This window comes from Micromonospora halotolerans, from assembly GCF_032108445.1.
In the GTDB taxonomy this organism is placed as follows: Bacteria; Actinomycetota; Actinomycetes; order Mycobacteriales; family Micromonosporaceae; genus Micromonospora; species Micromonospora halotolerans.
The window spans coordinates 6,570,896-6,595,692 of sequence record NZ_CP134876.1 but is presented as its reverse complement, the minus strand read 5'-3'; the positions used below and the strand labels follow the sequence as shown (position 1 = coordinate 6,595,692).

Here is a 24,797-nt window from a genome sequence, read left to right as displayed (position 1 = left end):
TTCACCCCGTGGCGCATACGGTTCCGTTGAGCCGGAACGCGCCGGGCGGCACGTTCGGCCCGCTGTACGCGCCGACGAACCCGGCACTGGTGCTGCCGCCACCGGCGGCGAGCCGGCGGTTGTCGGCGGTGCTGGTCGCCGTGACCCGGGTCCCCGCCTGCGACCAGTTGGCGCTCCAGCCGCTGCTCACCTGCTGCCAGTTGGTGGGCCAGGTCCAGGTGAGCGTCCAGCCGTCGATCGCGCTCGGGCCGGTGTTCACGATGTCGACGGTCGCCACGTAGCCGTTGCCCCAGTCGGTGTCCGGGTGGAAGCGGACGGCGCAGGTGCTGGCGGCCGGGCTGCCGGTGGCGAAGGTGAGCGGCGGAGAGGACCAGGAGACCCGGCCCGCGGTGTCCCGGGCCAGCACGTTGACCGTGTACCGGGTGCCGGGTTCGAGGTTGCCGACCGTGAGCGAGGTGCGGGCCGTCTCGCCGAGCTGCTCGCTGACCGCCCCGTGCTGCCGGTACACCTCGTACTTGGCGATCGGCGCGCCGCCGGGCGCGGCCGGCGGCCAGGTGATCGTCGCCGTCCGGTCGGTGACCGCGCCGGCGGTGGGCCGGCCCGGCGCGCCGGGCCGGCCGGCGACCACGCCGGCCGGGCGCAGCACGAGCGTGGTCAGCGAGTACGGCGGCAGCGTCCGGCTGGTCGCGTCGCCGGACCGGCCGGTGGCCACCCCGTCCGCGCCGTTGGACAGCGTGTGCACCGTCGGGGCCTCGTCCGCCGGGGTGAAGCCGGCGTAGTCGATGGCCACCGGGTACGCGGTGTCCGGGTCCTTGTTCAGCAGCAGGACCGCGAGGCTGCCGTCGGGCCGGCGGGCGGCGTGCGCGGTGACCAGGGGCTGGTCGGTGGCGGCGCGGACGAACTGGTCGCCGGCCCGGGCGAAGAGGTTCATCATGGACAGCCCGTGGTACGGCGCGAAGGGCGTGTTGAACGGCGGCTCGCAGACCGACCCGTCGGCGGTGCACCCGCCGCTGGAGAGCAGCCCGAAGTCCCCGTAGTCGGTCTGCCCGGCGACCTGCGAGACCGTGCCGATCCCGTTGTGCGTGTTCCACCACTGCACGGTGAAGACACCCTGCTCCAGCAGCCCGCTGTAGGCGTCGGCCAGGAAGAGCGCGCCCGGCTGGGTGTTCTGGCCGGCGCCGACGTTCAGCTCGGTGAAGCTGATCCCGATCCGGCCGGCGTCCGGGCCGGCGTAGCGGGCGATCTGCTGGCGCAGCAGCCAGGCGGCGTCGGGGAGGTGGCTGGTCCGGGCGAGGGACTCGGCGGCCGTGCCGCCCGGGTACCAGTGCACGTCGACGAAGTCGATCTTCGGGCCGGCGAGGGAGAGCACGGTCTGGTTCCAGGGGCCGGGGTCCGCGCCCGCGGTCAGCCCGTCCGGCCAGTTGCCCGGCATGGTCAGCACCGCGCCGACCTTGATGTCCGGGTCGACCGCCTTCATGGCGTCGGCGTACTCGACCACCAGTCGGGCGTACTGGCTGGCGCTCTTGTCGGGGTGGTCGTCGGCCTCCCAGGCCGAGCCGTAGTGGCCGTTGCCGTAGTTCTCGTTGCCGACCGTCCACCACCTCGCGTCGTAGCCCTTGGTGACGTTGGCGTACCGCACCCACTCGGCGGCCTCGGCCGGGGTGCCGGTGCCGTAGTTCGCGATGATCATCGGCTCGGCGCCGACCCGCCGGGCCGCGGCCATGAAGGTGTCGAAGTCGGTGTTCGGGGCGACGTACCCGCCCGGCGCGGTGTGCGTCCGCCAGTGGTAGATGTCGGCGTACGAGCCGCCGGGATAGCGCAGCATCGTCACGCCGGCCGCCCGGAGCAGGTCCGACGTCTCGGTGCTGCCGAGCTGCTCGTCCCAGATGGCGTGGTTGACGCCGAGCGCGGTGTCCGGCACGGTCGCCAGCCCGGCGCGGGCGTTCACGGTCACCGTCACCGGGTCGGCCGCCGCGCCGGCGGCGGGCGGGCCGACGGCGGCCGGCGCGGCGAGGGCGAGCAGCAGGCTCGCCGCGTACGCCGTGACCCGGCGCGGGGTGGAGGGGGTTCTGCTCATGCGGGGTTCCTTCGGGGGTCGGGCGATCGTCTGTCCTGCGTCGCCCCCCCGGTATCCGGGTGCCCAAGGAACGACGGTCGGCCCCGCGCAGAGCCATCGACGCCCCAGAATCCCATGCCGGCGCCGGAGCCCTCAAGGACGTCCCCGGATACGCGGCTTAATTTATAGACAGGAGTCTTTACTGTTAACAAGGTTTAATTTATGTTCATTGACATCTCCTCCCACCGCCCCGAAGGAGTTGCCGCCATGCGCCGAAGAATCACCCTGCCGCTGCTCACCACGGGTGCCGTCACCGCCACCCTGGCGGTCGCCGCACCCGCCCAGGCCCACGGTTACGTCTCGTCGCCCCCCAGCCGCCAGGCACTCTGCGCCCAGAACCGGGTGCCCGACTGCGGCCAGATCAAGTACGAGCCGCAGAGCGTCGAGGGACCCAAGGGCCTCAAGAGCTGCCACGCCGGCATCGCCCAGTTCGCCGTGCTCAACGACGACAGCCGCGGCTGGCCGGCCACCTCGGTCGGCAGCTCGGTGACGTTCACCTGGGTCAACACCGCCCGGCACGCCACCTCCAACTGGGAGTACTGGATCGGCAACACCCGGGTCGCGGTGGTCGACGGCGGCGGCCGCCAGCCCGGCGCCACCGTGTCGCACACCGTCAACCTGGGTGGCTTCTCCGGCCGGCAGAAGCTCCTCGCCGTGTGGAACATCGCCGACACCGCCAACGCCTTCTACTCCTGCGTCGACCTCCAGATCGGCGGGGGCGGTGGCGGCAACCCCACGCCCAGCCCGACGCCGACCCCCGCGCCGACGACCCCGACGCCCCGGCCCACCCCGACCAGCTCGCCGGCCCCCGGCGGCACCTGGACCGCCGGGCGCGCCTACCAGGTGGGGGACACGGTCACCTACAACGGCCTGACCTACCGCTGCCGGCAGGCGCACACCGCGATCCCCGGCTGGGAACCGCCGAACGTGCCGGCGCTGTGGCTCCAGATCTGACCGGACGGGTGCGGCCACGCCCCGCGTGCGCCGCACCCACCCGGTGTGCCCCCGCCCGGAGGGCCGGCCTGCGTGGCCCGCTCGCCGCCGTCCTGCTGGCCGTGCTGCTGGCCGCGGCCGGCTGCACCGGCCAGCCGGCGCCGACCGCCGCCACCGATCCCGGGCCCGCCGCCGAGACCGCGACCAGCGGCATCGACGCGCTCTTCCTGGCCATGATGGTGGCGCACACCGAGCAGACCCTGGACATCGTGGGGCTCGGGCTCGACCGGACCACCGACCCGGAGATCCGCACGCTGATCGCCGCCGTGCGGGCCACCGAGACCGACGAACTGGCCACCATGCGCGGCTGGCTGCGCGAGGCCGGCCCGTCCGCGGTGGCCGCCGCCGAGCGGCACGACCACTCCGGTCACAGCGACGCCGCCGCCGGGCTGGCGCGGCTGCGGGCCGCCCCGCCCGGCGAGGCCGACCGGGTGCTGCTCGACGTGCTCGGCGCCCACCAGCGGACCGCCGCCGAACTGGCCCGCGCCCAGGTCCAGGCCGGCACGAGCGCCCGGGTACGCGACCTCGCCGGCCGGATCGAGCGATCCCGCACCGCCGAGGTCGCGTTGCTGGCGAAGCTGCGCGCCCGGTGACCCGGACACCGGTCAGCCGGGCAGCGACCGGGCCACCAGCAGCGCCACGCCGAGGCAGCCGAAGGCGGCGGTGTTCAGCACCGCCCGGACCACGTTCCAGCGCACCCAGGCGCTCTCGAACGCCGCGCGCAGCTCCGCCGGGTCGGCCAGCCGGGCGGCCCCCGCCTCCAGCCGGTCGTTGAGCGGCACGTTCACGGCGGCGGTCACCGCGAGCACCAGCACGTAGAGCGCCAGGCCGGCGATCAGCCAGGGCAGCGGCCCGCGCAGCCGCGCGGGCAGGTGCAGCAGGACCGCCGCGAGGGTGCAGACCAGCGCGCCGCCGAAGCAGAGCGCGAACCAACCGTTGAGGATGGCCTGGTTGATCGACCGCATGCCGGCGACGAACGCCCGGTCGTCGACCCGGGCCAGGCCCGGCATCACCGCGTACGCGAAGGCCGCGAAGAGTCCCGCCGTCAGGCCCGTGGTCATGGTGGCCAGCAGCAGCACGCCGGCCCGGATGTTCGATGCGGTCATGACGACCATTGGACACGGGGAACGGTGGACGCTCCATGGCCGGAACGCCCCGAACCATACGCGAGCGTCTACGCTCACCGGGTGGACGTGCTCGCCGACGTGCTCCGCGGGCTGCGCGCCCGGGACGCGTTCCTGCTCCGTACCGTGATGGACCCGCCCTGGTCGATCCTGGTCCGCGACGCCGCCCCGCTCAGCGTCACCACGGTGGTCCGGGGCAGCGCCTGGGTAGTGCCCGAGGGCGGCGCCCCCGCGGTGCTGCGCCCCGGGGACGTGGCCGTGCTGCGCGGGCCCGACCCGTACACGGTGGCCGACCACCCGGACACCCCACCGCAGGTGGTGATCCACCCCGGGCAGCGCTGCACCACGCTCGCCGGGCAGGAGCTGACCGAGACCATGGCGCTGGGCCTGCGGACCTGGGGCACCCGGCCGGACGGCACCACCGCCCTGCTCACCGGCACGTACGCCAGCAGCGGCGCGGTCGGCGCCGGCCTGCTCGCGGCCCTGCCGCCCCTGGTGGTGCTGACCGCCGCCGACGGCGAGCTGCCGGTCGTCGCGCTGCTCGCCGAGGAGCTGGACCGCGACGGACCCGGGCAGGAGGCGGTGCTGGACCGGCTGCTCGACCTGCTCGTCATCGGGGTGCTGCGCACCTGGCTGGCCCGCCCCGGGGCCCGACCGCCCGGCTGGTACCGGGCCTACGCCGACCCGGTCGTCGGCCACGCGGTCCGGCTGGTCCAGCACGATCCGGCCCGGGCCTGGACGGTGGCCGGTCTGGCCGCCGCCACCGGCGCCTCCCGCGCCGCGTTCGCCCGCCGGTTCACCGAACTGGTCGGCGAGCCGCCCATGACCTTCGTCACCAACTGGCGCCTCGCGCTCGCCGCCGACCTGCTGCGCGACACCGAGCTGACCCTCACCGCGGTGGCCCGCAGAGTCGGTTACAGCAGCCCTTTCGCACTCAGCGCGGCGTTCAAGCGGGTCCGCGGCGTCAATCCGCGCGACCATCGCGCCACGGTCTGACCCCGTCGGGCGTCGCCGCCGATCCCGGTAAACCGGCCGCGCGATGTCGCAGCCGGTCGCTACGCTTCCTGCCGGACGCCGCCCCTCACCGCACGTGACCCGCGCCCTCACCGGCGCGGCGCGGCCACGGCCTCCGACCGGACCCGAACCAGGAGACTGTTTGTGACCCAGCAATCTGTCGCGACATCGAACAAGCTCGACGCCGCGGTGCTCAAGGTGGCCGGCGTCGTCGTGCTCGGTGCGATCATGTCGATCCTCGACGTGACGGTCGTCAGCGTGGCGCTGCCGACGTTCCAGAGCGAGTTCGGCGCCACGTACGCCCGGGTGGCGTGGACGATGACCGGCTACACCCTCGCGCTGGCCACGGTGATCCCGCTCAGCGGGTGGGCCGCCGACCGGTTCGGCACCAAACGCCTCTACATGGTGGCGCTCGCGCTGTTCACCATCGGCTCGGGGCTGTGCGCCACCGCCGACTCGATCGGTGAGCTGATCGCCTGGCGCGTGGTCCAGGGCCTCGGCGGCGGCATGCTCATGCCGCTCGGCATGACGATCATGACCCGGGCCGCCGGCCCGCACCGGATCGGCCGGCTGATGGCCGTCCTCGGCATCCCGATGCTGCTCGGCCCGATCGGCGGCCCGATCCTCGGCGGCTGGCTCATCGACACCGCCAGCTGGCACTGGATCTTCCTGATCAACCTGCCGATCGGCGTGATCGCGCTGATCTACGCCCAGCTCGCCCTGCCGAAGGACAACCCCGAGCCGTCGGAGTCGTTCGACTTCCTCGGCATGCTGATGCTCTCGCCCGGCCTGGCTCTCTTCCTCTACGGCGTCTCGTCGCTGCCGGAGGCCGGCACGGTGCGCGACAACAAGGTGTGGCTGCCCATGCTGGTCGGCGCCGTGCTCGTGGTGTCCTTCGTGTTCTACTCGTTCCGGCCCCGGCACCCGCTGCTCGACCTGCGGCTGTTCCGCAACCGCAACCTGACCATCGCCACGGTGACCCTGTTCGTCTTCATCATCGCGTTCATGGGTGCGGGTCTGCTCTTCCCGAGCTACTTCCTGCAGGTCCGCGGTGAGTCGACGCTGACCGCCGGCCTGCTGATGGCGCCGCAGGGTCTCGGCGCGATGCTGACCATGCCTATCGCCGGCATGCTGGCCGACAAGGTGCCGGTCGGCCGGACGGTGCCGTTCGCGCTGGTGCTCATCGCCGCCGGGTTCTTCACCTTCACCCAGGTCGACCCGCACACGTCCTACTGGCTGCTCTGCGGCTCGCTGTTCGTGATGGGTCTGGGCATGGGCGGCACCATGATGCCGATCATGACCTCGGCGCTGAAGACCCTGCACGCCGCCGAGGTGGCCCGCGGTTCCACGCTGGTCAACATCCTCCAGCAGATCGGCGGCTCGGTCGGCGCCGCGGTGATGTCGGTGATCCTCACCAGCAAGCTGAACGGTTCCGAGGTGATCCCCGGCGTGACCGACCCGAGCGGCAAGCCGGTCACCCAGGCCGGTCTCGCCATCGCCGCGCAGCAGCGGCCGGAGCTGCTCCAGCAGTTCCCGGTGCCGCCGTCGCTGATCGAGCGCGGGCTCGACTTCGCGGCCAGCTCCTTCGCGACCACCTTCTGGGTCGGCTTCGCGCTGGTGCTGCTCACCTTCATCCCGGCCGCCTTCCTGCCCCGCCGGCGGGAGCCGTCGCACCTGCTCGACGGCGGGACGGGCGAGGAGCAGCGTCCCACGCCGGTGCCGATCCACTGACCGCCGGTCGGGCCGCCGGGCGTCGCCCGGCGGTTCGATCCCGGTCCGGCTCGCCGTTGCGGGGCCTGACGCCGAACGGGCGTCAGGCCCCGCCGGCCGTTCCGGCCCCGGTGGCGCGGCGGATGTCGAGCAGGTGGTGCTCGGCCTCGTGGACCGTGTGCCGGCCGAGCCAGCGCAGCGTCCGCGTCTCGCGTCGCGGCCACGGGTAGACGCCGGTGCGGGCCAGCTCGGTCTCGCCGAGGGTCGCGAAGCGGGTGGCGAATCCGTCGGCGGCCGTGGCCAGCTCGGCGAGGACCACCTCCGGGTCCTGCGCGTTGTAGCGCTCGGTGACCACCAGCTCGTCGCGGCCCATCGGCGGGAACTCCGGCGCGGCCACGCGCAGGGCCAGGGCCAGCCGCTCACCCTGCACGCGGAACACGTCCCGGACGTGGCAGGCGTACTCCAGCGGCGACCACACCTCCGGCGCGGGGCGCCGGCGCGGGTCCGGCACCCCGCGTAGGGCGGCCGGATAGCGCCCGGCCAGGTCGCGCAACCGCTGCGGCAGCGCGCCGCTGTCGAGCGCGGAATAGACGAACAGGCACTCGTCACACCGATCCACGCGTTCAGGGTAGGTGGCGCGGCGGCGTGCCGGCGGAATGCGGTGCCCCGGTGGGAGGACGGCGCGCCGAAGCCGCCCCAGGGGTGGGCGAGCCGGCGGAGGATGAGCGGGGCGGCCGAGGTCCGGGGCGCCCGCCGCAGGACGAGAACGGGAGCCGCCGATGACCGCCAACCGGGAGATCGTCGCGGACGCCTTCGCGGCCTGGTCCGCCGGCACCGGCGGCATCACCGGCATCTTCGCCGAGGACATGCGCTGGGAGATCACCGGCCGCTCCGTGGCGGCCGGGACCTACCATCCGGCCCGCCAGTTCGTCGACGAGGTGCTGACCCCCTTCGACGCGCGCTTCACGGCCGAGGACCCCTTCCGGCCCGTGCTCATCCGGGGCATTCACGAGGACCCGACCACCGACACGGTGATCATCGCGTGGAACGGCGCGGGCACCACCACGATCGGCACGACGTTCACCGACACGGTCGCCTGGTTCCTGCGGATGCGGGACGGCAAGGTGGTCGAGGGGACCGCCTTCTTCGACAGCACCGCCTTCAACGAACTCTGGCAGGACGTGCCCGCGTAGCGGAGGTCGGCCCCGCCCTTGCGGCCCTGCCCCGCCCTTGCCGTCGACCTCGACGAGACTGGACGGCATGCTGACGACGGTCGCGCCGGTGATCCCGGGCCACGACGCATTCGAGCCGGTGGCCACTCTCTTCGACGACTACCGTGCGCACTACGGCCAACCGCCGTCCGCTGCGCGTACCCGCGGCTGGCTGCACGACCAGGTCGTACAGCGCCGGCTCGCGGTCGCTGCCGCCGTCCGCGGCGCGCAGGTCTGCGGCTTCGTCACGACGGCGATCACCCCGGCGTCGCTGCTCCTGGGTGCCGCGTGGTCGATCCGCGATCTCTACGTCGACCCGCACCACCGGCGCAGCGGGATCGCGAAGGCCCTGCTCCAGCACGTCGTCGACGAGGCGCGCGCAGCCGGCGCGCTCCGCGTGTCCCTGCAGACCGAGGTCGACAACACTGCCGCCCGGACGCTCTACGCCGAGGTCGGTTTCCGGCCGGTGTCGGGACTGGAACTGCTCAACCTCACCCTTGCCCCGAACCGCCCGGAATCAGATATCTCCGCCGATTGACCGGTGTCACCGCGTTACATCGACGTTAACTGCTATACCAATCATCGTTATACGGCTATATGATGCCGATCAACAGATCAGCAAAGCCTCACGGAACACCAGCCTCAGTCACATTTTCCACGCCTGCGGTCGCCGCGCGTCCGAATCCACCCGTGCCCGACGGCCGATTCCCACCACCTGTGCCGCACGTGCACCGGTCATTGTCCGGCGCGTGGAAAAAGCCTCACGAAAAGGGTGGAACGGAAGGGCGGATGATGGCGGGGGTGCCGTCCTTGGTCATCGGTATCGCGTCCTCGGCCGCGGAGCGCCGGCAGTTGGCCCAACTGCTCGGCGGCACCGAGACGTTCCTGATCGTCTCCAGCGCGCACCAGGCGCGACGGTTCCTCGACCTGCTCCGCGCGCCCGGTGCGGCGCGCCCGGGCCCCGCCCGCGACGCGGCCGCCGACGACCCGCCGCCGGCCGGCCCGCCGGTGTCCGGCCTGGACGTCGACTCCGACCGGCGCGTCCTGCGCTGGCGGGAGCGCGAGGTCGGGTTGACGCCACTGGAGCACGACCTCCTGCTCTGCCTCGCCCGCACACCGGGCCAGGTCTGGACCTACGCGCAGCTGCACCGGGCGGTGTGGGGCAACGACCACCTGGGGCGCGGCTCCGACATGCACTCGGTGGTGCGCCGGGTCCGGCGCAAGCTGGGCCGGATCGGCGCCGTGCCGACGATCCTCGCGGTGCGCGGCATCGGCTTCCGCCTCGCGGCGTCCTGACCCGGCACGCGCCCACCGACGGGCCGCCGAGGCCCCGCGCGCAACCCCTCTGAGCACAGCCCCGAACGCGGTCCGGCCCGCCCGGTGGGGGAGCACCGGGCGGGCCGGACCTGACGGTCGGCGGTCAGTGGTCAGCAGCGGATGGGGGACAGGGTGAAGTCCTCGACGGTGGGCGTGGTGTTGTTGATCTTCGTCTGGCGCGTCTGGGGCTTCCAGCCGTCCTTGGCGACGATGATGCTGAGCGGGTTGTTTCGCCGGTCCATCCAGTAGGCGTACCTGCCGTCGGCGTCGGTGGCGAACGTCCAGGACATCGCCCACGAGTCGACCTGGACGACCGCGCCGGGAAGCGGTGCGACGGCGCCCTGGCAGCTCCTGCCGGAGACCGTGCCCATCAGCTTGCCCCAGCTGGTCGGCGGCTGCGCGATCATCGTGACCGCCACCGGCGGCACGGTGTACGGCGTGTTCTCCTTGATCGCGACCGACGCCGAGTAGGTGCCCGGCTGGTCCACGTTGGCCGTCATGCCGACGGTGACCGTGACCTTCTCACCGGGCGCCAGGGTGACCTTCGACTTGTCGATGGTCAGCCAGCTGACGTCCGCCGGCCCCTCGGCGCACTCCTCCAGGCCGGGCAGCACCTCGCTGTCCTTCGTGGCGTTGAAGCTGCCCGAGGAGCCGCCGATCTTGTAGAAGCCGCACGCCGCGCCACCGCGGTAGCGGGGGGTGTTGGCGTTGGGCAGGTTCGCCCACGAGTCGGTGGCCGGGTCGTACGCGAAGCCGGCGTTGGTGATGGCGCCGCCCTGCGAGCCACCGACCACCAGGAGCTTGCCGTTCGCGACGGCGAACGAGCTGGCCCAGTTGTCGGCCGGGGCGTCCGCGACGGCGGTCCAGGCGTTGGCGGCCGGGTCGAACGCGTAGCTGGCCTTCTGCGCGACGGAACCGTCGTTGCCGCCGGTGCAGTAGACCGTGCCGCCGATCCCGCCGCAGGACGCGAACGCCACCGACTTCGGGTAGTCCGGCAGGGTCTCCCAGGCGTCGGTGCCCGGGTCGTAGCGGACCACCGAGTTGGACATCGGCAGACAGCTGGCCGTGGTGCAGCCGCCGATGGCGTACAGCTTGCCGTCCGCGACGGCCTGACCGGCGGCGGCCCGCGGCGCGGGGTTGTCGGCCTTCCTCGTCCAGGTGTTGGCCGCCGGGTCGTACGACCAGGTGGTGACGTCCGGTCCGGCGGCGCCCCAGCCACCGGTGGCGATGATCTTGCCGTCGACCACCCCGACCGTCATGGCGTTGCGGGCGGCGGGGAGGTCGGCGATCCCCGTCCAGCTCTGGGCGATCGGGTCGTACACGTAGTTCTTCGCGCTGGACGTCGTGCCGTCGCCGCCGGCGATCGAGTAGATCTTGCCGTCGAGGTTCACCACCCGGTTGTCCATCACGTTGGCCGGGTAGTTGGCGATGCCCGTCCAGGGCTCCGCCTGGGGGCCGGCCGGCGCGGCGGCCGCGGTGGCCGACTTGCCGGACGGACGGGCGGCGAGCGACGTCGGGGTGGTGAGCCGCTGCGCCGGCGCGCCGGTCGAGCCGAGCAGCTTCTGCTCGGACAGCTGCGACCCGTCGGCCCGCTGCAGCACGAACCCGCCGTCACGCTCGCTGAACTCGGCGGTGACCGGGGCCCCGCCGGTGTTGGTCACCGTGAAGGTCTTGCTGACCTTGCCGGTGGGCATCCGGACCGTGCCGGTCAGCGACGTCGGCTGCACGGCCAGTCGGCCCGCGGCCAGCTGGAAGTTCGCCGCCGTCGCCCAGTCGGTCTCGACGTCGACCTGCTTGGTCTGGCTGACGTAGTTGCCGGCCCTGGCGGTGAACGGGTGCTGGCCGGTCAGCGACGAGAACATCCAGTAGAAGCCGTCGGGGAGCTCGGTGTCGTCCGGGGTCGCCACCGTGGTGGCCTTCTCCGCCGGGCGGTCGTCACTCGTGACGGTGGCGCCGTTGACGTAGCCGTTGTCGTTCTTGTCCCGGACGTGGCCGAGCACCAGGCCGCCCTCGACCGGCTTGCACACGATCTTGCTGCCGATCAGCACGTTGTCGACCTGCCACCACCATTCCCAGGAAGCGTCGTAGTAGTGGAACCGGACCCGGACCTGCGCCTGGCCCGCCGCCTGCGGGATGGGCACCTCGGTGACCCGCGGCCCGCGCACGTCGGCCGCCTGCCGGAGCACGTTGCTCCAGGTGGTGCCGCCGTCGAGGCTCAGGTCGACGTCCGCCCGGTCGGAGCTCAGCCAGTTGAAGTCCTGGTTGAACCGGATCACCGGTGCGGCGACGTCGGTCAGGTTCACGACCGGGCTGACCAGCGAGGTGTCCTGCCGGCCGCCGCTGCCGTAGTCGTCGCTGTCGATGATGGCGAACCCACCGGAGCCGCCGGTCAGGTTGCCCCGGTCACCGCTGTCGGTGAACTTCCAGACCTGGCCGGTGCCGGCGTTGTCCACGACGGACCAGCCGTCGGGCACGCTGGTGCCGTCGAAGGTCTCGTACTCGCCGTCGGAGCTGTCGGTGTAGCCGGGCGCCGTGGCGCACGCGTTCGGATCGGCCGGCACGGCGATGTTGCTGGTGGTGTTGCCCGAACCGACCACGACCTCCTTGGTCACGGTCGGGTAGCCCGGGTACTGCGACTCGACCTTGAGCCGGTAGGTCGCCCCGGCCGGCAGCTTCAGGCTGTAACGGCCGTTGGCGGGAGTGGTGTAGTCGGAGACGGGGAGGCCCTCGACGCTCACCTTCGCGTAGAGCGGCCAGCCGTGTCCGGAGCCGTCCGTGACCTGGCCGCTGACGGTGACGCTCGGCACCGCCGTCAGCGCGACGTCGAGCGTCGTGGTCGCGTTCTTGGTCACCGTCGCCGTGAGCGTCCTGGTCTGGTAGCCGAACGCCGAGACGGTGACCTGGTAGTCACCCGCCGGCAGCAGCGACGAGTACGTCCCGTCGGCGGCGGTGGTCAGCGAGCGGGTCGCCGGACCGGTCAGGGCGATGGTGGCGCCGGCGACCGGGGCGCCGGTGGCCGAGTCGGTCACCTTGCCGGCAAGGGTGCCGTTGTCGCCGATCGGTGCGGCGTTGAGCAGCGCCAGCGCGTCCAGCCGGCCCTCGCCGTAGACGTTGTTGTCGTCGGTGGTGCCACCGCACTGGGTGTCGGCCTTGTCCACCGCGGTGTCGTTCAGCAGGGCACGGGTCGCCGTGACCTCACCGACGAGCGTGGGCGCCGCCGACCAGAGCAGCGCGATCGCCCCGGCGAGGTGCGGCGCCGCCATCGAGGTGCCGCTGTAGCTGGCGTAGGAGTTGTCCGGGACGCTGGACCGGACGTTGACCCCGGGCGCCGACAGGTTGGGCTTGATCTCGCCGTTCTGCCCGGTGCCGCGGGAGGAGAAGCTGGCGATGTTGTTGTTGACGTCGTACGCGCCGGCCGAGTAGTTGCTGGCCAGGCTGCCCGGGGAACCGCTGGTCTGGCAGGCCGGCCCGTTGTTGCCGTTGGACCAGGTGCCGAAGATGCCCGAGGCGGTCCAGGCGTTGGTCACGTCCTCCATGAACGGCTCGGTGGAGGGCAGCGTGGTGCCCCACGAGTTGTTGATGATGTTCGGCCGCTTGCTAGCGTCCGGGTTCTGCCCGTTGAGGTCGGTGGGCTCCAGCATCCACTGGCCGGAGGAGACCAGCGCGGCGTCGGTCGGGCAGCACCCGTTCGCGGCGATCCACTTGACCTCGGGGGCGACGCCGATCTGGTTGGCGCCGTCGGAGCCGGCCATGGTGCCCATCGTGTGGGTGCCGTGGCCGTCCTCGTCGCACGGGGCGGTGGCGCAGGTGCCGGCGGCGTCGAACCAGTTGTAGTTGTGGTCGAAGGTGCCGTCACCGTTGCTGCCGCGGTACGAGTTGACCAGCGCCGGGTGGTCGAACTGGACGCCGCTGTCGATGCTCGCCACGGTGATGCCGGCGCCCTTGACCCCGTACTGGGACCAGACGTCGTCGGCGTTGATGTTCGCGATGCCCCACTCCAGGGTGTTCACCGACTTCTCGTCGGTGCCCTGGGTCACCTCGGGGAGCTTGTACTCGACCGGGGCGTAGAGGCCGTCCACCTCGGCGTGGGCGGCGAGGTTCTGTGCCATGGTGAGCGAACCGCCGGTGACCTTGATGGCGTTGGTGGCCCAGAAGGTCTGGTACTTCGTGCCCGAGCGGTCGAGCTCGGCGCGGATCTTCGCCTGGCTGTCGGCGGCGGTCTTCTTCAGCGCGTCGGCGACCGCGGTGCCCCGCTTGGCCCAGTCCTTGACGGCGCCGGCCTTGCCGAGGTCGGCCTTCGCGCCGAAGTGGATCCAGAAGTCGCCCTCGCTCTTGCCCTGGAGCTGCCGGGTGAGCTCGGGGCGGATCTTGTCGCCGGCGGACGCGCCGGTTCCCGTTCCGGTCTGCGCAGCCTGTGCGCCTGTGCCGGTGGCGGCCATGGCGGTCGCGGCGAGAACCAGGGCCGCGCCCGCGCTCACCAGCCGACCGGCCAGGCCCCTCCTGTGTGGACGTCTCAGCATCGGTGCTGCCTCCTCCAGAACGACCCGCGGATGTTCGAGCCATGGCGGAAGGCGCAGGAGAACCCTCTCCCGTCGGATCACACCGGATTGAACGAGCCCCCCAAGCCCCCTGGGCGCCGTGCGGGTCTACGCCGGCTGCCTGAGTGGACACTATGATCGACAGGAAAGCGCGATCAAGCACTCTACGTGAGCAACATGTCACCAACAGGCCCCCGTCGGTCGGCCCGGTTGACATTGACTGTCATGGCGATTCTCGACAGCGGCGATCCGTGCCGCCGGTTGCTCCGGGCGGGGGTGACGGTGACCGAGAAGGACACGAGCGGGGTGACCGGTGGTCCCGACCCGGTGGAGCATCCGTTCCCGCTGGTGATCGGGGTGACGTCGTCACCGGCCGAACGGATCCGCCTCACCGAACTCCTCGACGGCGTCGCGCCCCTGCTCCTGGTCGCCGACCTCGACGAACTGCGCAGGCTGCTCACGCCCGCCGCCCCACCGGCGGATCTCGACGTGCCGCCACCCGCCACCCCGCCACCCGCCACCCCGGCGCCCCCGGCACCGGACGACACGCTGGTGATCGACGCCGCCCGCTCCACCGCCCGGTGGGGCGACCGGGAGATCGTCCTCACCCGCCTCGAACGCGACCTGCTGGCCTGCCTGACCACCGAGCCCGTCCGGGTCTGGAGCTACGCCGAGCTGCACCGCTCCGTCTGGCACGACGAGGGGCTGCGAGACAAGGCCGACGTCCAGTCCCTGGTCAAGCGGCTGCGGCGCAAGCTCGACCAGTTGGGCACCGGCGTCACCGTCGTCGCGGTGCGCGGTGTCGGACTCCGGCTGACCGACCACCGGCGGCCCCGGGCGCAGGGCACCGGCCACCCGCCGAACGGCCGCTAACGCCAACGCGGACCGTCCACGCGGGTCGCCGACTACGTCGGGGAGCGTACGGGGTGTACCCGCCCGGGCGTACCCCGGAAGCCGCGCCACGTCGGATGGCACGCCGCCCGCGCGCTGACACCATGACTGGCCGATGGGGGCGCGTGCCGGCTCGTCCGGCCGCGTCCGGCCACAAGGGAGGGCTGAATGGGACCGAATCGGATCAGGGAAGCGGACGACGCGGCGCCGCCGCGGGCGGCGGATGCCCCGGGCCGGCGCTGGGGCTGGTGGGGCATCGTCTTCGTGGTCGCCTTCGTCGCCAGCATCGTCGCCGGCAACGCTCTGAAGGTGGGGGAGAGCCTCTACCTGCCCGACGCGTCGGCGGCGCAGCTGCGTGACTTCTACGCCACGAGCGCCGTGGCGGTGCTGGTCCAGTCGGCGTTGCAGATCCTGGCGGCGGTCGCGCTGTACCGGTTCGGGTGGCGGCTGCGCGCCGCTCTGCGGACGGAAGGCACCCGTGCCGGTGCGGTGCTGGGTTGGGGGACCGCGATCACGGCGGGCTCGCTGCTCGCCTCGGTGGTGTGCGGCCTGGTCCTGCTGCTGGTCGCGGAGCGGGCCGGCGACCCGACCGTCGCCGCGCTCGGACGGGCCGCGCTGGTGCTCGGCGGTGCGGCGCACCTGCTGGGCAGCGGCCTCCTGATCACCGCGGCCTCGGCGGTCGCGCGGCGTTCCCACCGGCGGCCGCGCTGGGTGTTCGCCTACGGGCGGGTGGTGGGACCGCTGGTGGCGGCCTCCGCTCTCTCGGTCCTGGTGCCGCCGCTCGTCCGGCCGGAGCCGGCGTTCCGGCTCCTCGCGGCCGTCTGGCTGGTCGGTGTGGGCATCGGCGTCCTGCGGGGGGCCTTCGACGAAGTGGGGCAGGACGTGCCGGCGTAGCGCCTAGGCTGGCGGAAGGAGGTGGCAGCGGTGGGTGCGGGCGGGGACCGGTCGGCGGCGCGGCGGAAGCGACTGCTCCTGGCCGGCCTGCTGGCGGTGGTCGGGCTGATCCTGCTGCTGCTCGGCCTCACCGTGGCCAACGGCGCCGTGGCCGGGGTCGAGGTCGTGCTGGCCCTGCTGCTCCTGATCGGCAGCTACGCGATTCAGCACGTGGCCCGCCGCGACACCCTCTACCGCGACGAGCGGCCTCGGTGAGCGGGCCGGGCCCGGAACCCGGCTAGGCTGGCCGGCGTGGATCAGGAAGACCGGATCGCGCTGTTCCTCGACTACGAGAACCTGGCGCTGGGTGTGCGCGACCATCACGGTGGTCGGCCGTTCGATTTCCGCCCGATCGCCGACGCTCTCGCCGAGCGCGGCCGGGTGGTGGTGCGCCGCGCCTACGCGGACTGGTCGTACTTCGACGAGGACCGGCGGATGCTCACCCGGTCGCACGTCGAGCTCATCGAGATACCGCAGCGGATGGGCGCCTCCCGCAAGAACGCGGCCGACATCAAGATGGCCGTCGACGCCGTCGAGCTGGCCTTCGAGCGGGGTTACATCTCCACGTTCGTGATCTGCACCGGGGACAGCGACTTCACGCCGCTGGTGCACAAGCTCCGCGAGCTCAACAAGCGGGTGATCGGGGTCGGTGTGGAGAACTCCACCTCGGCGCTGCTCCCGCCCGCCTGCGACGAGTTCCTCTTCTACGACCGCCTCGAAGGGGTCGACGTGCCGCCCGCGGCCGGCCGCCGGGCTCGGGCGGCCCGACCGGCCGGGCCCGAGACGCCGCCGCCGGCCGAGGCGCCGGCCGAGGTCGCGCCGGCCGAGGTCGCGCCGGCCGTGGAGGAAGCCGCCCGGGACGTCGACACGCTCGCCGTGCTGGTGGCCCAGACCGTGGCCGGCATGCAGGGCAGCTCCAGCGGCGAGGTGACGGCCTCCGGCCTGAAGCGCACCCTGCTCCGCAAGGACCCGACGTTCAGCGAGTCCGACTACGGCTTCCGCACCTTCGGAGAGCTGCTGCGCCACCTGGCCGGGCACAACGTCATCGAGCTCGCCGCGGGACCCGCCAAGGGCGACCCGGAGGTGTCGCTACCCGAGCGTGGCGATCGGGAGGTGGCCTTCGCGCTGCTGCGGTCCGTGGTGGTGGACCTGGCCGGCGAGGGCGGCGCGGTGGCGCTGTCCGGGCTCAAGGACCAGCTCCGGCGGGCGCGGCCCGACTTCAGCGAGAAGAAGCTCGGCTACCGCAGCTTCCTCCAGTTCTGCAAGGCGGCCGCCACGAGCGGCGGCGTGGCGCTGCGGTGGAGTCCGGAGGCGGAGGACTACCTGCTCACCCCGCAGACCCCCTGAGGGCCGGTGCCGCCTCCGTTCAGGTCCGGCGGCACAGCAGCGGGTCCAGCACCGGCAGCCGGAGCGGATCCAGGCAGATGCCCGCCACCGCGGGCTCGCTCGGGGACGGCGCGCCGGTCGGGGTCACGGTGGGGCTCGCGGTCGGGGCCACGGCCGGGGGTGGGCTCCCGGTCGGCCTGACCGGCGGACGGGTCGACGGCGCGGTCGCCGGGGGCGTCGTGGCGCGGGACGATGCCGGCAGCGCGATGGGCTCCGTGCCGACCGGGACCGGAGGCCCGGCGACTACGGGCGCCCGGCCACCGTCGGCCGGCCGGGGCGGCCGGGTGGGGTCGCCGGAGGGCGACCGGGCCGGGCCGCCGTCGGGCTGGCCGGGTGTGGTGCGGACCGGGTCCGGTGCGAGGTCGTCGTCGGAGGCACCGGCCGGGCCGACGTGGGCCTTCGCCGCCGGGTGCACCGGCCCGGCCGTCGCAGGCCAGGTGCCCGCGGCCGTCACCCCGAGGAGCACCGCGACCGCCACGGCGCCGGCCGCGACCAGGCGCTCGGGGCGCCGCCGTTCCGCCGGGGCGTCCGCGACACCGAGCGGTCGCGGCGGCCGCGGCCGGGCGGCGCGGTGCGCGGCCAGCAGCGCGTCGAGCTGCGTACCGAGAGCGTCGCGGGTCCCGGTGGCGGTGGCGTACGCGAGGGTGAGGTAGAAGCGGAAGTTCGCCGCGCCGGTGACCGGCACCCGCAGGCCGCCCGGGCGGCGGCCGTCCTCGGGGTGCAGCAGGGTGACCGGCAGGTCGGCGTGGTGTCCGAGGCCGAGCAGGTCAGCGTGGGCCCACTCGCGGCGGCCGGCCCGCCCGGCGAAGGCGACCCGCCGGTCGGTCACCACGGCTGCGCCGCTGTCGACCACCCGCAGCCCGGCCGGGAGCGCGCCGTCGGCCGGGTCGAGCAGGTCCGCGGTCAGCGCCGGAGCCGGCGCGGGAAGCCCGGGCACGTGCCGGGCCTCCGCCTCGACCAGCTCGACGACGGGCACGATGCGGTAGACCACCTCGCCGTCGTCCAGCCCGACCGGCAGCTCCGTGCCGGGCAGGGTGCACCCGTGGAACGCGGTCGCCTCGATCCGCAGCCGCTCCAGGTGCTCGTTGCGCCGGCGCCACGTCCGCGCCGCCACCTCGTAGGCGCGCCGCCGGCGTTCGTTCTCGCGCCGCGCCCACGCAATCTGTCGTCCCAGCTCCGGGTGACGCCCGGCCGGGGGAAACCGTCTCGCCGTCACAACCGGTACAACGGCCTCCACCCAGCGTGGACACGTGAGGATGGCTATCGTCCGCTTTGGTGCCGGTACGTCCATGCGAGAATCGGCGCATGCCGCAGATCGTCCAGTTGCTGGCCTCGCCGGTGCACCGCTACGTGGGCCGGCCGGCCGACGGCCCGGCCCCGGCGCCGCCCGGCGAACTGGTCGAGGACGTCCGGATCCGGGCCGGCCTGGGCATCGTCGGCGACCGCTACTTCGGCCGGCCGGCGCACCGCGAGGCGAGCGTGACCCTGATCGCGCAGGAGTCGCTGCCCCCCGGTGCCGACCTCACCCAGGTCCGGCGCAACGTGCTGACCCACGGCATCCCCGTGGACGAGCTGGTCGGCCTGGTGCTCACCCTGGACTCCGGCGACGGGCCGGTCCGCCTGCGGGTCCACCGGGCCGCGCCGCCCTGCGCCTGGCTGGACGTCACCGTCGCGCCGGGCACCTGGAAGGCGTTGCGCGGTCGGGGCGGGGTGCGCTGTGCCCCGCTCAACGACGGCGTCCTGCGGGTCGGGCCGGTCGAGGTGACCGTCGACTCCTGACCCGCCCCCGGGAACTTTCCGGCCTCGCCGGCCGACCAACCTGCGACCGTCCGGCCGGCGGCGGGGTGACGAGGAGGACGGCGGGATGAACCGAGCGAGGCCCGCGTCCGTACCGTCGACCATGACGGTGGTGGACCGGCGGGCCGGTCGCGGATGAGCGCGGAGCCCGACGACGAGCAGGTGACCCGCTGGGCACAGCGGGCCGGCCGGGGCGACCAGCAGGCCGCCGCCGCGTTCGTCCGGGCGCTCCAGGGCCCGGTGTGGCGGTTCCTCGCGCACCTGGCCGGTCCCGCCGAGGCCGACGACCTGACCCAGGAGACGTTCCTGCGCGCGCTGCGCGGCCTGCCCGGTTTCGCCGGCCGGTCCGCGGCGCGTACCTGGGTGTTCACCATCGCCCGCCGGGTGGCCGTGGACCACGTCCGGGCCGCGACGGCGCGGCCCCGGGTGGCCGCGCTGCCGGACTGGCAGGCCGCCGCCGAGGCGGCCGGGGCGGTCACCCCGGGCGGGGACGAGGCCGTGACCCTGCGCGGGATGATCGCCGGGCTCGCCCCGGAGCGGCGGGAGGCGTTCGTCGCCACCCAGGTGCTCGGCCTCTCCTACGCCGAGGCCGCGGAGGTGTGCGGCTGCCCGGTCGGCACCATCCGGTCCCGGGTCGCCAGGGCCCGCGAGGACCTGGTCGCCGCCTGGCAGGGCGGCGCCCGGCCCGCCCGGGGCAACCGGGTGGTCTGACGGCGCCCGGACCGTCAGGCGGCCCGGCGGTCGCGGGCCTGCGCGGCGTACGGCGTGGGCGGCAGCAGGCGCAGCCGGGCCGGCTCGGACGGCTCCTCGGTACGCAGCGACCAGCGTGACCCGGCCGACCGGCCCTGCCGGGGCGGCGTGCCGCCCGGGCGCCACCGGGGCCGGGCGAGCAGCACCATCACCACCCAGCCGACCAGCAGGAAGCCGTGGCTGACCAGCCGCTGCACCGCCACCTGCCCGGTGATCAAATCGTTCACCGACAGCAGCACCAGGGTGGCCACGAACGCGCTGAGCATCGGCAGCAGCCCGGCCGGGGCGGAGCGCCGCAGCGCCACGTAGAGGAAGCCGGCGCCCACGGCCACGTTCCACGCGGCCGACTCGTGCCAGAGGTGCTGGCCGGTGGTGTGCGCGTGGTCGATCACGGCCTCCCGGCCCACCTGGGCCAGGCCGAGCACCAACTGCACTGCGCCGAGCAGCCCGAGCACCCCGCGCAGCCCGAGCACCACGCGCTCCGGCCACCCGGGTCGGGCCGGCGGCGCGGCGGCGAGCACCGCGTCGACCAGGTCGGGCACCGGCGGGGCGAGCTGCGTACGGGCCCGCCGGGTCACCGCGACGGCCGACTCGAACCAGCCCCGGCAGCCGGCACAGCCCGCCAGGTGCGCCTCGGCCGCCGCGCTCTCCGACCGGGTCGCCTCCCCGTCCAGCTCCGCCGACAGGATCTCCCGCCACTGCTCACACGCCATGTACAGGTAGTCGTCCGCACCGGCCGCCTGGTTCCCGCGGCCCGGGCCGACCCGTCGCTTGGAGCCCGAGGAATTCCAGGTAGGCGTCGCGACCAGTCCAGCGGGCGCTCCACCGCCTCCGTCGTTGTTGCCACGGACCGACCGGCGAGGTGCACCCCGCGGCCCACCCACCACCGGCGGCGCATGACGCATCCCGGCCATGTCCATGCCCCCGTGACCGACGGGTCAGGCGTGCCCGCAGCCATCGGAGGTGATCACTGGCGATGATCGCAGGGGCGGTTCATGACCCAGCCGGCGTCGAACCGCAGTGGCAGTGGTGCTCGCTGCCGGCGTGCCCGGTGGTGCCCAGGTCGTCGTCACGGCCGGCGGCGAGGCGCGACCACTGGGAGGTTGGCCGCCCGTCGAGGCGGAACTGGTCGCCGTCGGTCCGGAAACGCTGGGACCAGCCTTCCGGCGAGTTCTCCCAGTCCTCTTGGCGGCCGTAGACGGTCATGTCGAGCAGCCCGTACGAGGGTGCCATCGCCTCGCAGCCGCGCCCGGTGGTCCAGTAGGTCTCGAACACGCGGTCGCCCTGGCGCAGGTAGCACGCCTTCATGCCGAACGCGCGCCCGGCGACGAGCGGGTCGAGCGACTGCGCGGGCACGGAGTACCAGGGCGCCTGCCAGCCCATGAAGTCGCGGTAGCGCGACGACTCCTCGAACGGCCCCTGGCAGAAGACCGCGAACGTGACGTCGCGCGAGTGCAGGTAGGCCAGCTCGAGCACCTGGCCGGTGAAGAACGTACAGCCCTCGCACTGGTCGGCGGCCGGCCTGCCCGTGTGCCACATGTGGTACGACGCCACCAGCTGGCTCCTGCCCTCGAAGACGTCGAGCAGGGGCACCGGGCCGTCGGGACCGACCAGGCGGGTGGCCGGGTCGACCTCGACCATCGGCAACCGCCGGCGGGTCGCGGCGATGGCGTCGCCCTCGCGCGTGTGCGCCTTCTCGCGGAGCCGAAGCTCGTCGAGTTGCTTCTGCCAGGTCTCGCGGTCGGTGATCGGGGGTGCCGCTGGCGTGGTCATGGGTTCCTCCTCAGGCAACGAACTATGAGGCTAATAGTGGCTGCTATGGTGGGGCAAGTATGAAAGGTGGTGTTCGGTGCCGGCTCAGCGGGGTTATCGACAGGCTTGTGGCGTCGCGCGCGGCCTCGACATCGTGGGGGAGCGGTGGTCGCTGCTCGTGGTGCGCGAGCTGCTGCTCGGGCCGAAACGGTTCACCGACCTCCAGCAGGCGCTCCCAACCGCCAGCCCGAACGCGCTGTCCGACCGGCTGCGCGAGCTGGCCGACGCGGGCGTCGTACGCCGTCGGCAGCTGCCTCCGCCAGGCAATGTGCGGGTCTACGAGCTGACCGCGTGGGGACGCGGCCTCGAGCCGATCGTCCTCGCGCTCGGCACCTGGGCGCTGGCCGCCCCGCCGACCGCGGAACAGCGGTTCGTCAGCGCGGACAGCGCCATGCTGACCATCCGTACCTTCTTCGTGCCGACGCAGCAGCGGCCCGAGGCGACGCTGCGGATCGAACTACGCGACCACGGCCCTGCCGGGGTGTTCGGCGTCCGCCTCACACCGGACGGCGCCGAGGTCGCCCACGAGCCGCCCGAAGAGCCGGACGCCGTCCTGGTCACCACGACGGATACCCTGCTCGGCGCCTTCGGCGGCGACGACCTGGCCGGGCTCGTAGCTGCCGGCGCCGTCATCGGCGATCCCGAGGTCGTACGCCTTCTCGTCGCGAACGTGCGGATCCCGGCCTCCACACATCAGTAGGCGACCGCCACCTCCCGCCTCGGGGGCGACCGGCGCGCCGCCGGACGCTGTCCAGAGGGTGACCCACCACCGTGCCAGGCTTGGTCGTGGTCAGCGCCTGGGCGTGGGGCACCCGTAGCGGCCGTGCCGTCGGCGTGGCTGTCCGCCGATGGCGCGGTGAGCCCGAAACGTCGTAACCACGTCCTACGGTGAGACCATGGACTGGAAGATCGAACTCATCCCGGTTCCGGTGACCGATGTCGACCGGGCCAAGGCGTTCTACGAGAAGGTGGGCTTCAACGCCGACCACGATCACAGGGTGCACGAGGGCCTGCGGTTCGTCCAGCTGACCCCACCCGGCTCGGCCTGCTCCATCGTGATCGGCGAGGGCATCACCGACAAGACTCCCGGCACACAGGAAATCCAGGTTGTGGTCGCCGACGCCGAGGCGGCGCGCCGGCAACTGCTCGACGCCGGCGTCGATGCCAGCGAGGTCGAAGTGCAGCCATGGGGCAACTTCGTCTACTTCGGCGATCCTGACGGCAACAGGTGGTCGCTGCAGGCGATCGAGTCACGCCCCAACGGCTGATCGCCGGCCCACAACGGCCTTGGCAACGCACCGATTTGCTGCTGTCCGCGCCTTGCCTCGGGCCGGCGCGGTGCGCGGTCGTGCCGATGGGCGGCTCGGCCTCTGCTCGGCTACAGACTTCCCGAGTCCAGCCAGTTCGACCAGTGAGTGTTGGGCTGCAGTCTGGGCGTGTAGGGCGTGAGGTCGCCGGTCGTCAGGACATCGGCAATCTGGCGGAATGTCTCAGACTGGCTAGGTGCCAGCCAGGCCCGGGTGGTTCCACTCGTCCAGCCGCAGAACCTCAGGTATGTCGACCCGGATCCGGCCCCGCAGCTCCCCCTCCTCAGCCAGGAGAGGTGAGTGCGACGGTTGACCGGTTGACAGAAATCAAGCTGGCGAGTGTCGGATCTGCCGGATGCCGTTCGTAGCGTATGCAGAGACGGACGTCGGGTCCGGGGAAGATCAGAGGGAGTGGACATGCCTGAGTACCTCATCTACTTCAATCAGCAGTGGGTGGGTGACCAAACCGAGGAGTGGTTCCGCGGGCGCGGTCCACTCGCCAGGGCGGTTGTTGATGAGATCAAGGCCGCCGGGGCATTCGTCTTCGCCGGGGGCCTGGAGGAAGAGGACGGCCCGGTCTTCAACGCAGACGCCACAAGCGGTGCATTGGTCTTCACCGACGGGCCCTATGTCGAGAGCAAGGAGTTCCTGGGTGGCCTGACCATCGTGGACGTGCCGGATGAGGCGGCCGCCCGGATGTGGGCCGGCAAAATCGCGGAGGCATGCGGCTGGCCGCAGGAGGTTCGCCGGTTCAAGCCGCGGCGCGTCTTGCAGGGATGAGATCGTCACTCGTCGGCTGAGGCTTGAGCCGACACGTGGCCGGCACCGGGGTGACGTCGCTGCTGCGGTATCGGCAAGGATTCGACCAGGCACGGGGGCGGCCAGCAGGTGCCGCCCCCGGAGCTGGCCGACGAAAAGCGCTTCGCCGTACTCGTCTGCCGCTGAGTGTGCGCGGATCTGTCGATGTGCGAACGCTGTGGCTCTACAGATTGACGCGGCTCGTGGCCACCGGTCCGGCGACTCCAAGGCCCTTCGCTGTACCGCCGCTGACAGAGCGCGTGGCTCTGTCGCCTCGGTGTATGAAGGGTTTCGTCAGCCGACAGCGCCCAGATGGCGTAAGGCGCGGGCGGTGGGGGTGCCGTGGTCGGCGGTGATGAAGACGACTTGCTGGTCGTCGGGGATGGTGAGCACGTCGCAGTTGAGGCGCAGCGGGCCGAGCTGTGGATGGGTGATGGTCTTGATCCGGTGGCTAGGGGCTCGTACCGGGTTGGTGTTCCAGATCTCGGTGAACTCGGGACTGGCGGCGCGCAGCCCGCTCAGGAGGCGGGAGAGGCGCTCGTCGCGGGGGTAGCGATCGGCGGCGGCGCGCAGCCGCGCCACCGCGATGTGACCGAATTCTTCGGCGCTGGAGCTTTCGTAGCTGCCGAGGCCCAGGAACCGTCGGCGGGCCAGGTTGGGCTCCTGCCTGAGGTTACCCAGCAGGGCGTCGGCGAGCGGATTGAAGGCGATCACGTCGTAGCTGGCGTCGGTGACGACGGCTGCTGCCTCGGGGATGCGGCGCAGCAGGTTGACCATATGCGGGCGGACCTGGCGTACCGGCCCGGCGGGTGGTGCCGGAGTCGCCCCGGCCAGCCGGAACAGATGGATCCGCTCGGCTGGGGAGACCCGCAGCGCGTCGGCGAGGGAGTCCAGAATCCGCGGCGACGGATGGGGGCCCCGGGCCTGTTCGAGTCGGGCGTAGTAGTCGACGGACATGTGGGCCAGCTGGGCGACTTCCTCACGGCGCAGGCCGGGGGTACGACGGCGCGGACCGGCGGGCAGGCCGACATCGGCGGGGCGTAGGTCTTCCCGCCGCTGCCGAAGGAACCACGCCAACTCCTGTCCCGCCATGATCCACC

The 24,797-nt window shown here is 72.9% G+C and carries 25 protein-coding genes; 16 read left to right on the top strand and 9 right to left on the bottom strand.

Annotation, left to right across the window (positions count from 1 at the left end):
• Position 1 precedes the first annotated feature (1 nt).
• Entirely contained in the window at positions 2-2,077 is a 2,076-nt protein-coding gene (locus RMN56_RS30940; protein ID WP_313721408.1) for a cellulose binding domain-containing protein, read from the bottom strand.
• Positions 2,078-2,323: 246 nt separating this feature from the next.
• On the opposite strand from RMN56_RS30940, the gene RMN56_RS30935 reads away from it, so the two are divergent.
• Positions 2,324-3,070, top strand: a complete 747-nt coding sequence (locus RMN56_RS30935) for a lytic polysaccharide monooxygenase (RefSeq protein ID WP_313721406.1) — start codon at positions 2,324-2,326, stop codon at positions 3,068-3,070.
• Complete coding sequence (locus RMN56_RS30930) at positions 3,055-3,702, top strand: DUF305 domain-containing protein (RefSeq protein ID WP_376787245.1); 648 nt, start codon at positions 3,055-3,057, stop codon at positions 3,700-3,702. Before RMN56_RS30935 ends, RMN56_RS30930 begins: the two co-directional genes overlap by 16 nt.
• A 12-nt stretch (positions 3,703-3,714) precedes the next feature.
• Here RMN56_RS30930 and RMN56_RS30925 read toward each other — a convergent pair whose 3' ends face one another.
• Positions 3,715-4,215: an anthrone oxygenase family protein gene (locus RMN56_RS30925; protein WP_313721405.1), complete on the bottom strand. Its 501-nt coding sequence runs from the start codon at positions 4,213-4,215 to the stop codon at positions 3,715-3,717.
• 81 nt (positions 4,216-4,296) lie between these two features.
• Between RMN56_RS30925 and RMN56_RS30920 the strand changes: the two genes are divergently transcribed.
• Both RMN56_RS30920 and RMN56_RS30915 read left to right on the top strand, forming a co-directional pair.
• Positions 4,297-5,229 carry an AraC family transcriptional regulator gene (locus tag RMN56_RS30920; RefSeq protein WP_313721404.1) on the top strand — a complete coding sequence of 311 codons (933 nt, stop codon included), beginning with the start codon at positions 4,297-4,299 and terminating at the stop codon, positions 5,227-5,229.
• A 162-nt stretch (positions 5,230-5,391) separates the two neighbouring features.
• Positions 5,392-6,978, top strand: coding sequence for a DHA2 family efflux MFS transporter permease subunit (locus RMN56_RS30915; protein WP_313721403.1), 1,587 nt, complete (start codon positions 5,392-5,394; stop codon positions 6,976-6,978).
• Positions 6,979-7,060: 82 nt separating this feature from the next.
• Here the strand turns inward: RMN56_RS30915 and RMN56_RS30910 are convergent, their stop codons facing one another.
• Positions 7,061-7,576 carry a DinB family protein gene (locus RMN56_RS30910; RefSeq protein WP_313721402.1) on the bottom strand — a complete coding sequence of 172 codons (516 nt, stop codon included), beginning with the start codon at positions 7,574-7,576 and terminating at the stop codon, positions 7,061-7,063.
• A 160-nt stretch (positions 7,577-7,736) separates the two neighbouring features.
• Here RMN56_RS30910 and RMN56_RS30905 point away from each other — a divergent pair, with 160 nt between their 5' ends.
• From RMN56_RS30905 to RMN56_RS30895, 3 genes are all read left to right on the top strand, one after another.
• A complete protein-coding gene (locus RMN56_RS30905; RefSeq protein ID WP_313721401.1) occupies positions 7,737-8,150 on the top strand; it encodes a nuclear transport factor 2 family protein in 414 nt (137 codons plus the stop codon).
• 67 nt (positions 8,151-8,217) lie between these two features.
• Positions 8,218-8,706 carry a GNAT family N-acetyltransferase gene (locus RMN56_RS30900; protein WP_313721400.1) on the top strand — a complete coding sequence of 163 codons (489 nt, stop codon included), beginning with the start codon at positions 8,218-8,220 and terminating at the stop codon, positions 8,704-8,706.
• 254 nt (positions 8,707-8,960) lie between these two features.
• Positions 8,961-9,464, top strand: coding sequence for a winged helix-turn-helix domain-containing protein (locus RMN56_RS30895; protein WP_376787346.1), 504 nt, complete (start codon positions 8,961-8,963; stop codon positions 9,462-9,464).
• 131 nt (positions 9,465-9,595) lie between these two features.
• On the opposite strand, the gene RMN56_RS30890 is transcribed toward RMN56_RS30895, so the two are convergent.
• Positions 9,596-14,005 carry a S8 family serine peptidase gene (locus RMN56_RS30890; protein WP_313721398.1) on the bottom strand — a complete coding sequence of 1,470 codons (4,410 nt, stop codon included), beginning with the start codon at positions 14,003-14,005 and terminating at the stop codon, positions 9,596-9,598.
• 243 nt (positions 14,006-14,248) lie between these two features.
• On the opposite strand from RMN56_RS30890, the gene RMN56_RS30885 reads away from it, so the two are divergent.
• From RMN56_RS30885 to RMN56_RS30870, 4 genes are all read left to right on the top strand, one after another.
• Complete coding sequence (locus tag RMN56_RS30885) at positions 14,249-14,896, top strand: winged helix-turn-helix domain-containing protein (protein ID WP_313721396.1); 648 nt, start codon at positions 14,249-14,251, stop codon at positions 14,894-14,896.
• A gap of 186 nt (positions 14,897-15,082) precedes the next feature.
• Positions 15,083-15,808, top strand: coding sequence for a hypothetical protein (locus tag RMN56_RS30880; protein ID WP_313721395.1), 726 nt, complete (start codon positions 15,083-15,085; stop codon positions 15,806-15,808).
• Positions 15,809-15,829: 21 nt separating this feature from the next.
• Entirely contained in the window at positions 15,830-16,063 is a 234-nt protein-coding gene (locus RMN56_RS30875) for a hypothetical protein (RefSeq protein ID WP_313721394.1), read from the top strand.
• Between the two features lie 36 nt (positions 16,064-16,099).
• The gene (locus RMN56_RS30870) at positions 16,100-17,194 is read left to right on the top strand and encodes an NYN domain-containing protein (RefSeq protein WP_313721393.1); all 1,095 of its coding nucleotides are present in this window, start codon (positions 16,100-16,102) and stop codon (positions 17,192-17,194) included.
• Between the two features lie 19 nt (positions 17,195-17,213).
• On the opposite strand, the gene RMN56_RS30865 is transcribed toward RMN56_RS30870, so the two are convergent.
• Positions 17,214-18,347, bottom strand: a complete 1,134-nt coding sequence (locus RMN56_RS30865; protein ID WP_313721392.1) for a hypothetical protein — start codon at positions 18,345-18,347, stop codon at positions 17,214-17,216.
• A gap of 191 nt (positions 18,348-18,538) precedes the next feature.
• Here RMN56_RS30865 and RMN56_RS30860 point away from each other — a divergent pair, with 191 nt between their 5' ends.
• Both RMN56_RS30860 and RMN56_RS30855 read left to right on the top strand, forming a co-directional pair.
• Positions 18,539-19,012 (top strand): molybdenum cofactor biosysynthesis protein, encoded by a 474-nt coding sequence (locus RMN56_RS30860; protein ID WP_313721391.1) that lies wholly within the window; start codon positions 18,539-18,541, stop codon positions 19,010-19,012.
• A gap of 153 nt (positions 19,013-19,165) precedes the next feature.
• Positions 19,166-19,741 (top strand): sigma-70 family RNA polymerase sigma factor, encoded by a 576-nt coding sequence (locus RMN56_RS30855; RefSeq protein ID WP_313721390.1) that lies wholly within the window; start codon positions 19,166-19,168, stop codon positions 19,739-19,741.
• A 14-nt stretch (positions 19,742-19,755) separates the two neighbouring features.
• Here RMN56_RS30855 and RMN56_RS30850 read toward each other — a convergent pair whose 3' ends face one another.
• Complete coding sequence (locus RMN56_RS30850) at positions 19,756-20,493, bottom strand: zf-HC2 domain-containing protein (RefSeq protein ID WP_313721389.1); 738 nt, start codon at positions 20,491-20,493, stop codon at positions 19,756-19,758.
• A gap of 280 nt (positions 20,494-20,773) precedes the next feature.
• Positions 20,774-21,553, bottom strand: coding sequence for a DUF899 family protein (locus RMN56_RS30845; protein WP_313721388.1), 780 nt, complete (start codon positions 21,551-21,553; stop codon positions 20,774-20,776).
• A 76-nt stretch (positions 21,554-21,629) separates the two neighbouring features.
• Here RMN56_RS30845 and RMN56_RS30840 point away from each other — a divergent pair, with 76 nt between their 5' ends.
• Both RMN56_RS30840 and RMN56_RS30835 read left to right on the top strand, forming a co-directional pair.
• The gene (locus tag RMN56_RS30840) at positions 21,630-22,292 is read left to right on the top strand and encodes a winged helix-turn-helix transcriptional regulator (protein ID WP_313721387.1); all 663 of its coding nucleotides are present in this window, start codon (positions 21,630-21,632) and stop codon (positions 22,290-22,292) included.
• 196 nt (positions 22,293-22,488) lie between these two features.
• Entirely contained in the window at positions 22,489-22,860 is a 372-nt protein-coding gene (locus RMN56_RS30835) for a VOC family protein (RefSeq protein WP_313721386.1), read from the top strand.
• Between the two features lie 110 nt (positions 22,861-22,970).
• Here the strand turns inward: RMN56_RS30835 and RMN56_RS32930 are convergent, their stop codons facing one another.
• A complete protein-coding gene (locus RMN56_RS32930) occupies positions 22,971-23,318 on the bottom strand; it encodes a DUF7003 family protein (protein WP_512699741.1) in 348 nt (115 codons plus the stop codon).
• Here RMN56_RS32930 and RMN56_RS30830 point away from each other — a divergent pair.
• A complete protein-coding gene (locus RMN56_RS30830; RefSeq protein ID WP_313721385.1) occupies positions 23,317-23,679 on the top strand; it encodes a YciI family protein in 363 nt (120 codons plus the stop codon). The genes RMN56_RS32930 and RMN56_RS30830 overlap by 2 nt on opposite strands.
• A gap of 312 nt (positions 23,680-23,991) precedes the next feature.
• Here RMN56_RS30830 and RMN56_RS30825 read toward each other — a convergent pair whose 3' ends face one another.
• Positions 23,992-24,789 carry a helix-turn-helix transcriptional regulator gene (locus tag RMN56_RS30825; protein WP_313721384.1) on the bottom strand — a complete coding sequence of 266 codons (798 nt, stop codon included), beginning with the start codon at positions 24,787-24,789 and terminating at the stop codon, positions 23,992-23,994.
• Positions 24,790-24,797: the final 8 nt, after the last annotated feature.

What these genes read in the sequence shown, in the direction of transcription:
- RMN56_RS30940 (WP_313721408.1), bottom strand. Translation starts at nt 2,077, where the DNA reads ATGAGCAGAACCCCCTCCACCCCGCGCCGGGTCACGGCGTACGCGGCG.
- RMN56_RS30935 (WP_313721406.1), top strand. Translation starts at nt 2,324, where the DNA reads ATGCGCCGAAGAATCACCCTGCCGCTGCTCACCACGGGTGCCGTCACC.
- RMN56_RS30925 (WP_313721405.1), bottom strand. Translation starts at nt 4,215, where the DNA reads ATGACCGCATCGAACATCCGGGCCGGCGTGCTGCTGCTGGCCACCATG.
- RMN56_RS30905 (WP_313721401.1), top strand. Translation starts at nt 7,737, where the DNA reads ATGACCGCCAACCGGGAGATCGTCGCGGACGCCTTCGCGGCCTGGTCC.
- RMN56_RS30900 (WP_313721400.1), top strand. Translation starts at nt 8,218, where the DNA reads ATGCTGACGACGGTCGCGCCGGTGATCCCGGGCCACGACGCATTCGAG.
- RMN56_RS30895 (WP_376787346.1), top strand. Translation starts at nt 8,961, where the DNA reads ATGGCGGGGGTGCCGTCCTTGGTCATCGGTATCGCGTCCTCGGCCGCG.
- RMN56_RS30890 (WP_313721398.1), bottom strand. Translation starts at nt 14,005, where the DNA reads ATGCTGAGACGTCCACACAGGAGGGGCCTGGCCGGTCGGCTGGTGAGC.
- RMN56_RS30885 (WP_313721396.1), top strand. Translation starts at nt 14,249, where the DNA reads ATGGCGATTCTCGACAGCGGCGATCCGTGCCGCCGGTTGCTCCGGGCG.
- RMN56_RS30880 (WP_313721395.1), top strand. Translation starts at nt 15,083, where the DNA reads ATGGGACCGAATCGGATCAGGGAAGCGGACGACGCGGCGCCGCCGCGG.
- RMN56_RS30860 (WP_313721391.1), top strand. Translation starts at nt 18,539, where the DNA reads ATGCCGCAGATCGTCCAGTTGCTGGCCTCGCCGGTGCACCGCTACGTG.
- RMN56_RS30855 (WP_313721390.1), top strand. Translation starts at nt 19,166, where the DNA reads ATGAGCGCGGAGCCCGACGACGAGCAGGTGACCCGCTGGGCACAGCGG.
- RMN56_RS30850 (WP_313721389.1), bottom strand. Translation starts at nt 20,493, where the DNA reads ATGGCGTGTGAGCAGTGGCGGGAGATCCTGTCGGCGGAGCTGGACGGG.
- RMN56_RS30845 (WP_313721388.1), bottom strand. Translation starts at nt 21,553, where the DNA reads ATGACCACGCCAGCGGCACCCCCGATCACCGACCGCGAGACCTGGCAG.
- RMN56_RS30835 (WP_313721386.1), top strand. Translation starts at nt 22,489, where the DNA reads ATGGACTGGAAGATCGAACTCATCCCGGTTCCGGTGACCGATGTCGAC.
- RMN56_RS30830 (WP_313721385.1), top strand. Translation starts at nt 23,317, where the DNA reads ATGCCTGAGTACCTCATCTACTTCAATCAGCAGTGGGTGGGTGACCAA.
- RMN56_RS32930 (WP_512699741.1), bottom strand. Translation starts at nt 23,318, where the DNA reads ATGTCCACTCCCTCTGATCTTCCCCGGACCCGACGTCCGTCTCTGCAT.
- RMN56_RS30825 (WP_313721384.1), bottom strand. Translation starts at nt 24,789, where the DNA reads ATGGCGGGACAGGAGTTGGCGTGGTTCCTTCGGCAGCGGCGGGAAGAC.